Origin of the sequence: Sphingobium sp. ba1 (assembly GCF_000743655.1) — a bacterium.
Taxonomy (GTDB): domain Bacteria; phylum Pseudomonadota; class Alphaproteobacteria; order Sphingomonadales; family Sphingomonadaceae; genus Sphingobium.
On the sequence record NZ_JPPQ01000083.1, the window covers coordinates 324,785 to 338,693 of the forward strand.

Annotated in this window: 12 protein-coding genes, 1 pseudogene and 1 riboswitch; all 13 genes and pseudogenes read left to right on the plus strand. The window is 65.1% G+C overall.

Going from position 1 to position 13,909, the window contains the following annotated elements:
• A partial coding sequence (locus tag IL54_RS24470; RefSeq protein ID WP_156106342.1) for a UDP-N-acetylglucosamine--N-acetylmuramyl-(pentapeptide) pyrophosphoryl-undecaprenol N-acetylglucosamine transferase occupies positions 1–839 on the plus strand: 839 nt, incomplete at its 5' end.
• A 169-nt stretch (positions 840–1,008) separates the two neighbouring features.
• The gene (gene murC / locus IL54_RS20855) at positions 1,009–2,436 is read left to right on the plus strand and encodes a UDP-N-acetylmuramate--L-alanine ligase (protein ID WP_037480097.1); all 1,428 of its coding nucleotides are present in this window, start codon (positions 1,009–1,011) and stop codon (positions 2,434–2,436) included.
• A complete protein-coding gene (locus tag IL54_RS20860; RefSeq protein WP_037480099.1) occupies positions 2,436–2,633 on the plus strand; it encodes a hypothetical protein in 198 nt (65 codons plus the stop codon). Before murC ends, IL54_RS20860 begins: the two co-directional genes overlap by 1 nt.
• On the plus strand, positions 2,603–3,523 hold the full coding sequence (gene murB / locus IL54_RS20865) for a UDP-N-acetylmuramate dehydrogenase (RefSeq protein ID WP_081913151.1): 921 nt from the start codon (positions 2,603–2,605) through the stop codon (positions 3,521–3,523). Before IL54_RS20860 ends, murB begins: the two co-directional genes overlap by 31 nt.
• 112 nt (positions 3,524–3,635) lie before the next feature.
• On the plus strand, positions 3,636–4,586 hold the full coding sequence (locus IL54_RS20870; RefSeq protein ID WP_037480101.1) for a D-alanine--D-alanine ligase: 951 nt from the start codon (positions 3,636–3,638) through the stop codon (positions 4,584–4,586).
• Entirely contained in the window at positions 4,579–5,523 is a 945-nt protein-coding gene (locus tag IL54_RS20875; RefSeq protein ID WP_037480105.1) for a cell division protein FtsQ/DivIB, read from the plus strand. The genes IL54_RS20870 and IL54_RS20875 overlap by 8 nt, the downstream gene beginning before the upstream one ends.
• A 5-nt stretch (positions 5,524–5,528) precedes the next feature.
• Positions 5,529–6,815, plus strand: coding sequence for a cell division protein FtsA (gene ftsA, locus IL54_RS20880; protein WP_037480110.1), 1,287 nt, complete (start codon positions 5,529–5,531; stop codon positions 6,813–6,815).
• Between the two features lie 107 nt (positions 6,816–6,922).
• Positions 6,923–8,347, plus strand: coding sequence for a cell division protein FtsZ (gene ftsZ, locus IL54_RS20885; RefSeq protein WP_037480675.1), 1,425 nt, complete (start codon positions 6,923–6,925; stop codon positions 8,345–8,347).
• Positions 8,348–8,510: 163 nt separating this feature from the next.
• Positions 8,511–10,274 (plus strand): tetratricopeptide repeat protein, encoded by a 1,764-nt coding sequence (locus IL54_RS20890; protein ID WP_156106330.1) that lies wholly within the window; start codon positions 8,511–8,513, stop codon positions 10,272–10,274.
• Between the two features lie 11 nt (positions 10,275–10,285).
• On the plus strand, positions 10,286–11,428 hold the full coding sequence (locus tag IL54_RS20895) for a deoxyguanosinetriphosphate triphosphohydrolase (protein ID WP_037480115.1): 1,143 nt from the start codon (positions 10,286–10,288) through the stop codon (positions 11,426–11,428).
• Positions 11,429–11,661: 233 nt separating this feature from the next.
• A riboswitch (glycine riboswitch) is annotated at positions 11,662–11,762 on the plus strand.
• A 176-nt stretch (positions 11,763–11,938) separates the two neighbouring features.
• Complete coding sequence (gcvT, locus tag IL54_RS20900) at positions 11,939–13,105, plus strand: glycine cleavage system aminomethyltransferase GcvT (RefSeq protein ID WP_052027824.1); 1,167 nt, start codon at positions 11,939–11,941, stop codon at positions 13,103–13,105.
• A gap of 59 nt (positions 13,106–13,164) precedes the next feature.
• Positions 13,165–13,536 carry a glycine cleavage system protein GcvH gene (gene gcvH, locus IL54_RS20905; RefSeq protein ID WP_037480119.1) on the plus strand — a complete coding sequence of 124 codons (372 nt, stop codon included), beginning with the start codon at positions 13,165–13,167 and terminating at the stop codon, positions 13,534–13,536.
• Positions 13,537–13,650: 114 nt separating this feature from the next.
• Positions 13,651–13,909 (plus strand): annotated as a pseudogene (locus IL54_RS23490) (glycine dehydrogenase); the annotation flags it as partial.

A 13,909-nucleotide genomic window follows, 5' to 3' on the forward strand; every position in this document is an offset into this window, starting at 1 on the left:
GGGCACTGGCCGATGGCATTCCGACCGCGATCCATGAACAAAATGCGGTGCTGGGCCGGGTCAACCGCCTGCTCGCCGGGCGGGTCGATGCGATCGCGACGGCCTATCCGGGGGTCGAGCGGCTCAAGCCCAGATATGATGCGAAGGTCCATCTGATCGGCAATCCGGTGCGCGAGGAGGTGAAAGCCCTGCGCGACGAGGATTTCCCGGCGCTGACCGAGGAAAGCGTGTTCCGGGTGCTGGTGATCGGCGGCAGCCAGGGGGCGTCCATCCTGTCGAGCGTCGTGCCCGAAGGCCTGTCGATGCTGCCGGTCGCGCTGCGCCGCCGGTTGCAGGTGACGCAGCAATGCCGCGCCGAGGATATCGAGCGGGTGCGCAAAACCTATGCGGAGATGGAGATCCCTGCCGACCTCGCCACCTATTTCAACGATGTGCCGGAGAAGCTGGGCTGGTCGCATCTGGTGATCGCGCGGGCGGGCGCCTCGACGCTGGCGGAACTGACCTGCGCCGGGCGGCCCGCGATCCTGATCCCCTTGCCGAGTGCCATGGACGATCATCAGACCGCCAATGCGCGCGAGATGACCGAAGCCGGCGGTGCGCGCACCATTACCCAGGCGCGCTTTACCGCCGTCGAACTGGCCAAGCAGATGCAGAAGATGGCGATGGAGCCAGGCGCGCTGCAGAACGCTGCCAAGCGCGCATGGGGCTGCGGCCGGCCGAACGCGGCACGTGACATGGCGGACTTGCTGGAAAGCATCGGTCATGCGCCGATCGTCAATGACCCGGTACGGGTCGGACCGATGCCGACGACGCTCAATCTGGCGGGGGTTCCGGCGTGAGCCAGATCCCGACCCATGCATCCTCCCCTGTAAGGGGAGGGGGACCGGCGGAGCCGGTGGAGGGGTGTCACCCTATCGATGGGGCGACACCCCTCCGTCAGGGCTTCGCCCTGCCACCTCCCCTGCCAGGGGAGGATCACAACATGATGAACCTGAAGGAATCTCGCTCATGAAGGGTGTCGGCACGGACATCGGCACGATCCATTTCATCGGCATTGGCGGCATTGGCATGTCGGGCATTGCCGAGGTGATGCACAATCTGGGCTATGATGTTCAGGGGTCGGACGTGGCTGACGGCTATGTGGTCGAAGGACTGCGCGCCAAGGGCATTCGCGTGATGATCGGCCACAAGGCGGAAAATCTGGGCGATGCCGCCGTGGTGGTGACGTCCACCGCGATCAAGCGCGGCAACCCGGAGGTCGAGCTGGCGCTGGAAACGCGCGTGCCGGTCATCCGCCGCGCGGAAATGCTGGCCGAACTGATGCGGCTCAAATCCACCGTTGCCGTCGCGGGCACGCATGGCAAGACCACGACGACGTCGATGGTCGCCGCCTTGCTCGACGCGGGCGGGGTGGACCCGACGGTCATCAATGGCGGCATCATCAACAGCTATGGCTCCAACGCGCGGCTGGGCAATAGCGACTGGATGGTCGTGGAGGCCGACGAGAGCGACGGCAGCTTCCTGCGGCTGGACGGCACGATTGCGGTGGTCACCAATATCGACCCCGAACATCTCGACCATTATGGCGATTTCGATCGGGTGAAGGACGCTTTTGTCGAGTTTGTCGGCAATGTGCCTTTCTATGGCGCGGCTTTACTGTGCCTCGACCATCCCGAAGTGCAGGCGATCCTGCCGCGGGTGCAGGATCGGCGGATCGTGACCTATGGCTTTTCGGCGCAGGCCGATATTCGCGGCGACAATGTGGTCAGCTTCCCCGGCGGCAACCGTTTCGACATCCAGGTGCGCGAGCGCGATGGATCGACGCGCAAGATCGAGGGGATCGAAATGCCGATGCCGGGGCGCCATAACGTGTTGAACGCCATGGCGGCGATCGGCGTGGCGCTGCACATGGGGATCGACGATGCGACGATCCAGACGGGCTTCGCCAAGTTCGGTGGCGTTAAGCGGCGCTTCACCAAGGTCGGCGAGATTGTAGTCGGGGGTGGCAGCGCCATCGTGATCGACGATTATGGCCACCATCCGGTCGAGATCAAGGCCGTGCTGGCAGCAGCGCGCGAAGGTGCGCAGGGTCGCGTGATCGCCGTGGTGCAGCCGCATCGCTTCACGCGACTGCGCGATTTGATGGATGACTTCCAGCAAGCGTTCAACGATGCGGACATGGTTTACGCAACGCCCGTCTATACCGCTGGCGAGCAGCCGATCGAGGGCGTGGACAGCGCGGCGCTGGTCGCGGGGCTCAAGCGTCGGGGGCATCGCCATGCTTCCACCGTGGCGGATATGGACGAACTGGTGGATGCGATCGCCGCTGACATCCAGCCGGACGACATGATCGTCTGCCTGGGCGCGGGCGACATCACCAAATGGGCGGCGGGCCTTGCGGCGGCGGTGTCCGCCAAGGTCAAGGAAGCGGTCTGATGTTCGAACTGTTCGCCGTTGGCCTGGAAATGCAGAAGCGGATGATCGACGTGCAGATGCAGGGCGTCGAAGCCGCGCGCGACATGATCGATGCCGCACAGCAAAACGTACAGGCAGGCATGGCCGCGACCCAGGCGCAAGAGGCTGGCATTAAGTCCATGAAAAAATGGATGAATATGTGGGGAGTGCGCGGTTGAGCCTGGCCCTTCCTGCTGTCCGTGGCACGATCAAGCCCGATTTGCCGCTGGCTCCGCTCGTCTGGTTCAAGGCGGGCGGTGCGGCGCAATGGCTGTTCGAGCCGAAGGATGCGCAGGACTTGTCCGATTTGCTGTCCGCGCTCGATCCGGCGGTGCCGGTGATGGCGATCGGCCTTGGTTCCAACCTGATCATACGCGATGGCGGCGTGCCGGGCGTGGTGGTGCGGCTGGGCAAGCCCTTTGCCACCGTCGAGGCGCTGGACGCGACCACCCTGGTCTGCGGCGGCGGGACATCGGGCATCCTCGTCTCCTCGACCGCGCGGGACAAGGGCATAGCGGGTCTGGAATTTCTGCGCTCCATTCCCGGCACGGTCGGCGGGTTCGTGCGGATGAATGGCGGTGCTTATGGTCGCGAGACATGCGACATTTTGCTGTCGTGCGACGTGGTGCTGCGGTCGGGCGAGCGGGTGACGCTTTCCAGGGATGAACTGGGCTATAGCTATCGCCACTCGACCCTGCCGGAGGGGGCTGTCGTGGTCAGCGCGACCTTTCGCGGCGTTCCCGGTGAACCGGCCGCGATCCAGGCGGAAATGGACCGGATCGCCGCCGCGCGCGAAGCCAGCCAGCCGCTGCGCAGCAAGACCGGCGGATCGACCTTCAAAAACCCCGATGGGCACAAGGCCTGGGCGCTGGTGGATGAGGCGGGCTGTCGCGGGCTGCAACTGGGCGGCGCGCAGGTGAGCGAGAAGCACACCAATTTTCTGCTCAACCTGGGCGACGCCACCAGCGCGGACATCGAAGCGCTGGGCGAAGAAGTGCGGCGGCGGGTGAAGGACAAGAGCGGCGTGGAACTGGAATGGGAGATTCAGCGGGTGGGGATGGTGAAGTGAGCGGCATTCTCTTTCCGTCATCCCAGCGAACGCTGGGATCCCACTGCCTTCTTGCGCCGCGCAGACAGAAAAGAGAGATCCCAGCGTTCGCTGGGATGACGGAGATTGATCGATGACCCGTGGTCCGTGGCATGTTGCCGTCCTGATGGGTGGCTGGTCGGCGGAGCGCCCGGTTTCGCTCATGAGCGGGGAGGGCGTTGCCAAGGCGCTGGAATCGCGCGGGCATCGGGTCACGCGGATCGATATGGATCGTGATGTCGCCGCGCGTCTCGCCGAGGCCAAGGCCGATGTCGTGTTCAACGCGCTGCATGGCGTTCCGGGCGAGGATGGCACGGTGCAGGGGATGATGGACCTGATGGGCCTGACCTACACGCATTCGGGCCTCGCTACATCGGTCATCGCGATCGACAAGCAACTGACCAAGCAGGCGCTGGTGCCGCATGGCATCCCCATGCCCGGCGGCAAGATCGTGGCGAGCGAGAGCCTGTTTGCGGGCGATCCGTTGCCGCGTCCTTATGTGTTGAAGCCGGTCAATGAAGGCAGTTCGGTCGGCGTGGCGATCGTCACGGCGGAGGGCAATTATGGCGATCCCATCGGTCGCGACAGTGTCGGCCCGTGGCAGGATTTTTCCGAACTGCTGGCCGAACCCTATATTCGCGGGCGTGAACTGACGACGGCCGTGCTGGGCAATGAAGCGCTGCTGGTCACGGAATTGCGCCCCAAGAGCGGCTTTTACGATTTCGATGCCAAATATACCGATGGCATGACCGAGCATGTCTGCCCGGCCGATATTCCGCCCGACATTAGCGAAGCCTGCAAGGCGATCGCGCTGCGTGCGCATCAATTGCTGGGGTGCCAGGGCGCGTCGCGCGCCGATTTCCGCTGGGACGATGAACAGGGGATCGAGGGGCTGTATCTGCTGGAGGTCAACACCCAGCCGGGCATGACGCCGCTCAGCCTCGTGCCTGAACAGGCGGCGAAGCTGGGCATTGACTATGCCACGTTGGTAGAGACTATTGTCGCAGAAGCGCTGTCGCGCGCCGGGGGGACGGAACATGGCTGAGACACGCATCAGACGGGGCGGCTCCACGCGATTGAGCAGCGCGCGCGATACCGCGACCAAGGGGCGGCGCGGCCGCACGCTCAAGCGGCAATCGACGCTGGACCGGGTGATCGAAGCGCTGCCGGTCAGCGAAGCGACGCTGCAACGCCTGGCGAGCTGGGCGATCGTCGGCATTTTCGGCGCGGGCGTGGTCGGCGTCGCAATATTCTTCGGCGTGCCCGCCATGGCGCACAAGCAGGCGGCGCTGCTGGCCGCGCGCGCCGGGTTCGAGGTCGACAAGGTCGAGGTGCGCGGCGTCGAGCGAATGGACGAGCTGCCGGTCTATAATATCGCACTAGGTCAGGTCGATCGGTCGATGCTGTCGCTCGACCTGCCCAAGGTGCGCAGTGAGATGCTGAAACTCGGCTGGATCAAGGATGCGCGCATTTCCCGCCGCCTGCCCGATACGCTGGTGGTGGACATCGTCGAGCGCGATCCGGTCGCGGTGTGGCAGCATGGCGGGCGGCTGCACCTGATCGACGTGATGGGCGTGGTGCTGCAACCTGTGTCGGCCAATGCGATGCCCGACCTGCCGCTAGTGGTGGGACCGGACGCCAATCGGCAGACGGCGGGGCTGAATGCGCTGATGGACAATGCGCCCGCGTTGAAGCCGATGCTGGCGGGCGCGACCTGGGTCGGCAATCGCCGCTGGGATCTACGCTTTCAGTCGGGCGAAACCCTGTCGCTGCCCGAAGGCGACAAGGGGAGCGCGGCGGCTCTGGTGAATTTCGCGCGCATGGATGGCGTCAACCGCCTGCTGGGGCGCGGGATCGTCAAGTTCGACATGCGTGACCCCGATCGTTTCGTCCTGCGCCTGCCCCAAGGCAAGGTCGAGGACAAGCCGATGGCCACCGACGGCAAGACCGCGAGCGCTGCGCCCGCGGAGGAAGAGGGCTAAACCGCATGGCGCAGCCCAAGGTCGAAAAGCTGATCACCGCGATCGATATCGGGTCGTGGAAGGTCTCCGCCTTGATCGCGGGGCGGACCGACACGGGCGAGCTGGCGATATTGGGCACCGGCCAGCGCGAAAGCCGGGGCGTGCGGCGCGGCTTCATCGCCGACATGGAGCGCACTGAACTGGCCGTGCGCGAAACGATCGAGCAGGCCGAGCGGGTCGCGGGCACCAATATCGAAGATGTCTGGGTCAGCTTTTCGGGCGGCAGCCTGGTCAGCGATGTCGTCACGGTCGAGCGCGACATGGCGGGCTATCGCATCGAGCAGGCGGATATTGATGACCTGCTGACCACCGGACAGCAGGGCATCGACCCGGACGGCCGAGTCGTGCTGCATGCCCAGCCGACCTGCTTCACTATCAATGGCCGGGTGCCAGTTAAGAAGCCGTTGGGGATGCACGCCGACCTTTTGGGCGTGGATATCCATGTCGTGCTGGCCGATGGCGCGCCGCTCGCCAATCTCGACCTGTGCGTGCGCGGGGCGTATCTCAACGTCAATTCGATCGTCGCCGCGCCGATCGCGACGGGACTTGCCTGTCTGTCCGAAGAGGAGCGCGACCTGGGCGTGGCGCTGGTCGAGATCGGGGCGGGGGTGACCAATGTCTCGCTCTATGCGGGCGGCATGTTGGTCGGGCTGCATAGCATCCCGATCGGCGCGGCGGACATTACCGACGATATTGCGTCGGCCTTCGGCATTCGGCGCAGCCAGGCGGAGCGGATCAAATGCTTCTATGGCTCGGCGATGCAGAATCCGCGCGATTTCCGCGAGATGATCGAGATTGCCGCGCCCCATGGCGAAAGTGCGGCGGCGGGGCAGGCGGCCGGGCCGAATGCGGAAGGGGGCAAGATCACCCGTGCGGCGCTGGTCGGCGTCATTTGCGAACGGTTGAACCAGATCATGGCCGAAGTGAATACGGCGCTGGCGGGCATGGGGTTCAACACGCCGACCGGGCGGCAGGTGGTGCTGACGGGCGGCGGCGCGGAAATGAAGGGCATTGCCGATTATGCGCAGGGCGCGCTGGGCCGGGCCGTGCGGATCGGGCGGCCACGGGGCTTGTCCGCCATGCCCGAAGCGCATAGTGGCCCGGCCTTTGCAACTTTGGCGGGTCTGGCGCTTTACGGTGCTTCCAACCCGGTTGATCTCCGAACGATGGCGCCGTCGCCGCAGACGGTCCATCGTCTGGGGACTCCGCTCTGGTGGCAGCGGATGATGCGCGCGATGAAGACAAACTATTGACCGAATTTGGAATGAAACGAAAATAGCTGGTGAAATCCCCTATTTTCTGGTGTTAACAATTAATGACGGTTTCGCTTCCTGACGAGGAAGCTGAGGGAGCAGAATATATGAGCATTGAGATCAGCCCACCGCATGTGGACGAACTGAAGCCGCGGATCGCGGTGATCGGCGTCGGCGGCGCGGGCGGCAATGCCATCGCGAACATGATCGCCGCCAATGTCGAGGGTGTCGATTTCATCGTCGCCAATACCGACGCGCAGGCATTGAACAGCTCGCCGGCCGAACGCCGTATCCAGCTTGGTCCGCAGATCACTGAGGGTCTGGGCGCAGGATCGCGTCCCGAAATCGGCAAGGCGGCGGCGGAAGAAACCATCGCCATGGTCGAAGCGGCGCTGGAAGGCGCGCATATGTGCTTCATCACCGCGGGCATGGGTGGCGGCACCGGCACTGGCGCGGCCCCCGTCATCGCCAAGGCGGCGCGTGAGCGTGGCATCCTGACCGTCGGCGTCGTAACCAAGCCCTTCACCTTCGAGGGCAATCGCCGCATGAAGTCGGCGGAAAGCGGCATCGATGAGCTACAGAAGCATGTCGATACGCTGATCGTCATTCCGAACCAGAATCTGTTCCTGATCGCCAATCCGAACACGACCTTTAAGGAAGCGTTCCAGATGGCGGACGAAGTGTTGCAGCAGGGCGTGCGCAGCATCACCGACCTGATGATCATGCCCGGCCTCATCAACCTCGACTTTGCCGACGTGCGGTCGGTGATGGGCGAAATGGGCAAGGCGATGATGGGCACCGGCGAAGCGGAAGGCGACGGCCGCGCTTTGCAGGCGGCGGAGAAGGCGATTGCCAACCCGCTGCTCGACGGCGTGTCGATGCGCGGCGCGAAGGGCGTGATCGTCTCCATCGTCGGTGGCGAAGATATGCGCCTGATGGAAGTGGACGAAGCCGCCAACCATATCCGCGAGCTGGTGGATCCGGACGCGAACATCATCTGGGGCAGCGCGTTCAACGACAATCTCAACGGCAAGATCCGCGTGTCGGTGGTCGCCACCGGCATCGACAATGAGATCGGCAACCATGCCGCGCCGTTGACGCAGCCGTTCAGCTTTGCCAGCCGTCCCGCCGTCTCGGTGCCGCAGCAGGGTGGCGCGCCCAAGGCCGCGACGCCCGCGCCGCAGCCTGCGCCAGCCGCAGCACCCGCGCCCGAACCTGAAACACTGGAACTGGACGTCCCGGCACCGCCTGCGCCTGCACCGGTCGAAGCGGCCCCCGCGCCCTTCGCTGCGCCCAAGCCTGCGGCCGTGTTTTCCGACGAAGGGCCGGACCAGGACGAACTGGTGCTGGGTGCGGACAATGCCGCGCCAGCTGCAGCGCCTGCGCAACCTGCAGCGCCGCGCGTTGCCAGCGGTGGGACGTTGTTCGAGCGGATGGCGGGCCTGACCCGTGGTGCGGACAAGGTGCCGGGTGGCGATGACGCCGCCGGTGTCGACATTCCCCGCTTCCTGAACCGCCAGAACAACCAGTAAGATCATCGCGCGCGGTACGCGCCGCGCCGGTCATGCAGCGCGCCGTCTGTCCTATGGGGCAGCACGGCGCGCTTTTTTGGCTGGGCGATTTCCTATTCGCGCCTTGATCCGCTAGAGCCCGAATGTGACACAATATCTTTCATGGATTCTTGGCGGCCTGCTGATGGCCGGAACCGCCCAGGCGCAAACCGACCAGGCCCAACTGGTCCGTCCCCTTGGCGCCGCCGACCTCAACAGCAATCTGGCGCGCCTGTCGGCCAATCCGCGCGACGTGGATGCGTTGATCGGCGCAGGGGAGGCGGCGCTGGCGCTGGATGACCCGCGCGCGGCGGCGGGTTTCTTTGCGCGCGCCGATACGATCACCAGCGGCAATGGCCGGATCAAGGTCGGGCTGGCGCGGGTCAATCTGAAGCTGCAAAATCCGGCGGAGGCGGTGCGGCTGTTCGATCAGGCAGGGCGGTTGGGATTTGCCGACGCGACTATCCTGACCGATCGCGGGCTGGCGCGCGACATGACCGGCGATCAGGCCGGGGCGCAGCGCGACTATCAGGCCGCGTTGCAGCGGACGCCCAATGACGCCGAACTGATCCGCCGCTATGCCGCGTCGCTGGGCATATCGGGCCAGGTGGCGGCGGCGGAGCGGGCTTTGGAGCCTTTGCTCTACAAGAGTGATCGGGCGGCGTGGCGCTATCGCGCATTCATTCTGGCGATGAACAACCAGCAGGTGGAAGCGCGCAAGGTGGCCGACCAGACCATGCCCGCGCAACTCGCGGCGGCGATCGTCCCCTATATGCAGAAAATGCCCTATCTGACCGCGCCGCAAAAGGCGGCGGCGGTGCATTTCGGGCAGTTCCCGGCGCAGACCGGCACGCGCATTGCGCCGATCACGCCGACGCCACCAGCGCCCGGCACGCCGCAGGTCGTGGTGCCAGCCGCATCGGTGGCGGTCGCCGCCGCGCCGACCAATCGACCGCAAAGCGCGCGGGCGCGCCGGGCCGAACAGCAACGCCAGCGGCGCGAGGCCGCGCGCCTGGCCCGCGCTGAAACACCCGCCCGCGTGGCGATGGCACGGGCGCAGACGCAACGTCAGGCGATGCCGGTGGTTCAGCCCACGCCCACGCCCACGCCGATGGTCCAGCCTACGCCGTCGCCGACGCCGATGGTTCAGCCGACCCCAAGTCCTGCGCCAGCGCAGACGCCACCGGCTGCCATTGTGCCATCGGTCCAGGCAAGCGTGCCGACCCCGGATCCAACGCCGCCGCCGGTGCGGGAGGCGAGTACGCCCGCTACAGCGGTGCAGGGGCCGCCCGCGCCGGGCTTCGAATCGGTAGCCACCGTCGCGCCGTCGCCTGCGCCGCAGACCGCGCCGCAGCCGGCCATGGTTCAATCAGTGCCCGCTGCGCCGCCGCAGCCGGACCCGGAGGCGACGCGAACGCTCGCCGACATCATTCGCGCGATCGATGTGCCCGAAGCGGAGCGACAGGCGCGCGTCGCTGCCGTGGATCTGGAGGAGATCGCCGCGCTGCAGGCCGCGCGCCGCGCCGAGCGGCAAGCGGCTGCCGACAAGGTGAAGAAAGCGGCGCTCGCCAAGGCCAAGGTGGAAGCCGACGCCAAGGCGAAGAAGGAAGCAGAAGAAAAGAAGAAGTTGGCCGACAATCCGTCGCGCAACTGGTTGCAGATCGGCATCGGCGCCAGCAAATCGGGCCTCGCCTTCACGCTCAATGCGCTGCGCAAAAAATATGACAGCCTGTCCGCGCAGGATGGCTGGAGCGCAAGCTGGGGCCAGACCAACCGCTTATTGGTCGGGCCGTTCCCCAACTTCGCGCGCGCCAAGGCGCTGGAGGACAAGATCAAGGCTGCCGGTGGCGATGCCTTTGCGTGGAAAAGCAGCGCGGGAGAGGTGGTCGAAAGGCTGGGCGGTCAGTAAGAGGACGTCCCATGACGATCCTTGCTTCCTATGCCTGCCACCCCGCCGCCAGCCGGGGTCGGCTCCATGCCGAACCAGGCGGGGAGGTGCGCGGGCCGCGTGACATGTTCCAGCGCGACCGCGACCGCATCATCCATTCGATCGCCTTTCGCCGGTTGCGCCACAAGACGCAGGTGTTCGTGTCGCCCGATGGCGATCATTTCCGTGTCCGCCTGACCCACAGCCTGGAGGTTGCGCAGATTGGCCGCACCACCGCGCGCACGCTGGGGCTGAACGAGGATCTGACCGAGGCGCTGTGCCTGGCGCATGATATCGGCCATCCCCCCTTCGGCCATGCGGGCGAGGATGCGCTGGAAGTGGCGATGGAGGATCATGGCGGGTTCGACCATAATGCCCATACGCTGCGCACGCTGATGCTGCTGGAAAGCCCCTATCCGCGCTTCAAGGGGCTGAACCTTAGTTGGGAGATGCTGGAGGGGTTGGCCAAGCATAATGGGCCGATCGACCATCCCGGCTGGGCGATGCGCGAACTGGATGCGCTGTTTCCGCTGGACCTGACCAGCCATGCCTCGCTGGAGGCGCAACTGGCGGCGATTTCGGACGATATTGCCTATGACAATCACGACATTGATGATGGATTGCGCGCCGGGCTGCTGACGCTGGAGCAATTGCTGGAAGTGCCATTTGTCGCGACCTGCTGGGACCGGGTGCGGACTCGCTATCCCGACGTGCCGCAGGATGGTTTGCTGCGCGAACTGGTGCGCGAGCAGATCGGCGTGATGGCCAATGACCTGCTGGCGGCGACGCGGGCGAATATCGCGGAATCGCGCGTCGAAACGGTGGAAGATGTGCGCGCGCTGGGCCTCACGCTGGTCGGCTTTTCGCCGGAGCTGGCGGCGCAGGAGCGCGACCTCAAACGCTTCATGTACGCCACCCTCTATCACCATCCAGAGCAAATGGCGGCGGCCGACCGGGCGCGGGTGGTCGTGACCGACCTGTTCCGTGCTTATCAGGAGCAGCCCGGCCTGATGCCGCCTGAATGGCGCGACGAATGTGTGTTGGCCGAACCGGCGCGTAGCCGCCACATCACCGACTTCATCGCCGGGATGACGGACCGCTATGCCGAAAAGCGGCATGCGGAAATTTTCGGGTAGGTTAGGGGGAAGGCTCATCCCTCTTCCGTTCGCCCTGAGCTTGTCGAAGGGCCTTTCTTGAAGAAAGGAAGGGGGCTTCGACAGGCTCAGCCCGAACGGGGTGGGGTTGGTGAGATAGGCAGAGCTTTGCGGCCAGCCACCTTCCTTGCAATGGGAGGATATTTTAGCTGATTGACGTGCCCTGTCCTTTGTCGCAATGCCTTGGATGTCTCCGGTGTCGAGGATTCGGCGCTGGGCATGATGCGGGAGAGCATGGGTGGCCTTTGAGGCCGTCCCCGTCGCCGAAGGAGCAACCGCCCCGGAATCTCTCAGGCCAATGGACCGCATCGCGCGCAAGGCACTCTGGAAAGCGGACGAGTTATCTCGTCCCACCGAAGGGGTAAGCCATGTGGCCGCAAGGCCGCTGGTCAAAGCTCTCAGGTTCCCGTGACAGAGGGGGTGACGAACAGAAGCGGTCCGGTGCGGGCCGGGCTGAACGTCGCTGCAACCCTCTCACGGAAAGGCCGTCCTATGACCGCCACCTATGACTCAAATGACGATGTAGCTACGCTCGAAGAGGCCTTGCCGCTCGAAGCGCTGCCGCTCGACGCCTGGCACCGTGCGCAGGGCGCGCGCATGGTCGGCTTTGCGGGCTATCATATGCCGATCCACTATGATGGCATCATGGCCGAACATAGCTGGACCCGCGAACATGCCGGGCTGTTCGATGTCAGCCATATGGGGCAGATCGGCTTTTCCGGCGAGGGCGTGGACGAAGCGCTGGAAATGCTGTTGCCGAGCGACATCAAGGGGTTGAAGCCCGGTCGCCAGCGTTATTCGATGCTGCTGGACCAGGATGGCGGCATTCTCGACGACCTGATGGTCGCGCGCCCGGCCGATGGGGCGTTCGATGGCGCGGCGATCTATATGGTCGTCAACGGCGCGACCAAATATGACGACATGGCCTGGATGATCGAGCATCTGCCCGACGAGGTCGTGATGAACCATATGGACGAGCAGGCGCTGCTGGCGTTGCAGGGACCGGAGGCCGGCGAGGCGATGGCCGCGCTGGTGCCGGGGACGGCGGACCTGACCTTCATGCAGTGCGGCGCGTTCGAGTGGAACGGCGTGGCGCTGTGGATCAGCCGGTCGGGCTATACCGGCGAGGATGGGTTCGAGATCAGCCTGCCCGCGGACGCCGCCGAGGGCTTTGCCGATGCGCTGTGTGCGCTCCGCCAGGTCAAGCCGATCGGCCTTGGCGCGCGCGACTCGCTGCGGCTGGAGGCGGGCTTGCCGCTTTATGGGCACGACCTGACCCCTGCCGTCAGCACGATCGGCGCGGATCTGGGTTTTGCGATCGGCAAGCGTCGGCGCGCGGAGGGCGGCTTTATCGGCCATGGTCGGGTGATGAAGGAACTGGCCGATGGCCCCGGCACGAAGCGCGTCGGCCTGAAAATCCAGGGGCGTCTGCCCGCGCGGGAGGGCGCCCAAATTTTTGTCGGTGACAATCTGGTCGGGGAAGTGACGTCGGGCGGCTTTGCGCCGAGCCTGGGCGCGCCGATCGCCATGGGCTGGGTCAGCCTGCCGCATAGCGCGCTCGACACCGCGCTGGAGATCGACGTGCGCGGCAAGCGCATCAGCGCGACGGTGGTGCCGATGCCTTTCGTGCCGCACCGCTATCGCCGCGCGACCGCCTAATTTTTGTTCCGACTTTTTGTGATCATGATTTTCAAGCAATCATTCCGGAGACTATCATCATGAGCCGTTATTTTACCGAAGAACATGAGTGGATCGACGTCGAGGGTGAGATCGCCACGGTCGGCATCACCGACTTTGCCCAGGAGCAATTGGGCGACATCGTGTTCGTCGAACTGCCGGTCGAAGGCGCGACCTTCGACAAGGGCGATGACGCCGCCGTCGTGGAATCAGTGAAGGCCGCATCCGACGTCTATGCACCGATTTCGGGCGAAGTCGTCGAAGCCAATGGCGCGCTGGAGGATGAGCCCGCGCTGGTGAACAGCGATGCCGAAGAGGATGGCTGGTTCTTCAAGCTGCGCATCACCGACATGAGCGAGCTGGAAGGGCTGATGACCGAAGCGGCGTATAAGACGTTCGTCGCTGCTTTGTAATCTTATCACCGTCATCCCCGCGGAAGCGGGGATCCATCTCCGCCACGTTCGTCTTGGCGCACCGTTGGGAGATGGGTTCCCGCCTACGCGGGAATGACGCCGCAGGAAAATATCATGCGCTACCTACCCCTTACCGACACTGACCGGCAGGCGATGCTTGCGACCATCGGCGCGGCGTCGATCGATGATCTGTTCGTGGATGTGCCTGCCGAGGCCCGGCTTTCCGGCCAGATCGAAGGCCTGCCCGATCATGCCAGCGAATTGGCGGTCGAGCGGCATATGAGCAAGCTGGCGCGGCAGAATCTGTCGGCGGGGGAAGCGCCCTTTTTCCTGGGCGCAGGCGCGTACAAGCATCATGTGCCCGCCAGCGTCG

What these genes read in the sequence shown, in the direction of transcription:
- murC (WP_037480097.1), top strand. Translation starts at nt 1,009, where the DNA reads ATGAAGGGTGTCGGCACGGACATCGGCACGATCCATTTCATCGGCATT.
- IL54_RS20860 (WP_037480099.1), top strand. Translation starts at nt 2,436, where the DNA reads ATGTTCGAACTGTTCGCCGTTGGCCTGGAAATGCAGAAGCGGATGATC.
- murB (WP_081913151.1), top strand. Translation starts at nt 2,603, where the DNA reads ATGGATGAATATGTGGGGAGTGCGCGGTTGAGCCTGGCCCTTCCTGCT.
- IL54_RS20870 (WP_037480101.1), top strand. Translation starts at nt 3,636, where the DNA reads ATGACCCGTGGTCCGTGGCATGTTGCCGTCCTGATGGGTGGCTGGTCG.
- IL54_RS20875 (WP_037480105.1), top strand. Translation starts at nt 4,579, where the DNA reads ATGGCTGAGACACGCATCAGACGGGGCGGCTCCACGCGATTGAGCAGC.
- ftsA (WP_037480110.1), top strand. Translation starts at nt 5,529, where the DNA reads ATGGCGCAGCCCAAGGTCGAAAAGCTGATCACCGCGATCGATATCGGG.
- ftsZ (WP_037480675.1), top strand. Translation starts at nt 6,923, where the DNA reads ATGAGCATTGAGATCAGCCCACCGCATGTGGACGAACTGAAGCCGCGG.
- IL54_RS20890 (WP_156106330.1), top strand. Translation starts at nt 8,511, where the DNA reads ATGGCCGGAACCGCCCAGGCGCAAACCGACCAGGCCCAACTGGTCCGT.
- IL54_RS20895 (WP_037480115.1), top strand. Translation starts at nt 10,286, where the DNA reads ATGACGATCCTTGCTTCCTATGCCTGCCACCCCGCCGCCAGCCGGGGT.
- gcvT (WP_052027824.1), top strand. Translation starts at nt 11,939, where the DNA reads ATGACCGCCACCTATGACTCAAATGACGATGTAGCTACGCTCGAAGAG.
- gcvH (WP_037480119.1), top strand. Translation starts at nt 13,165, where the DNA reads ATGAGCCGTTATTTTACCGAAGAACATGAGTGGATCGACGTCGAGGGT.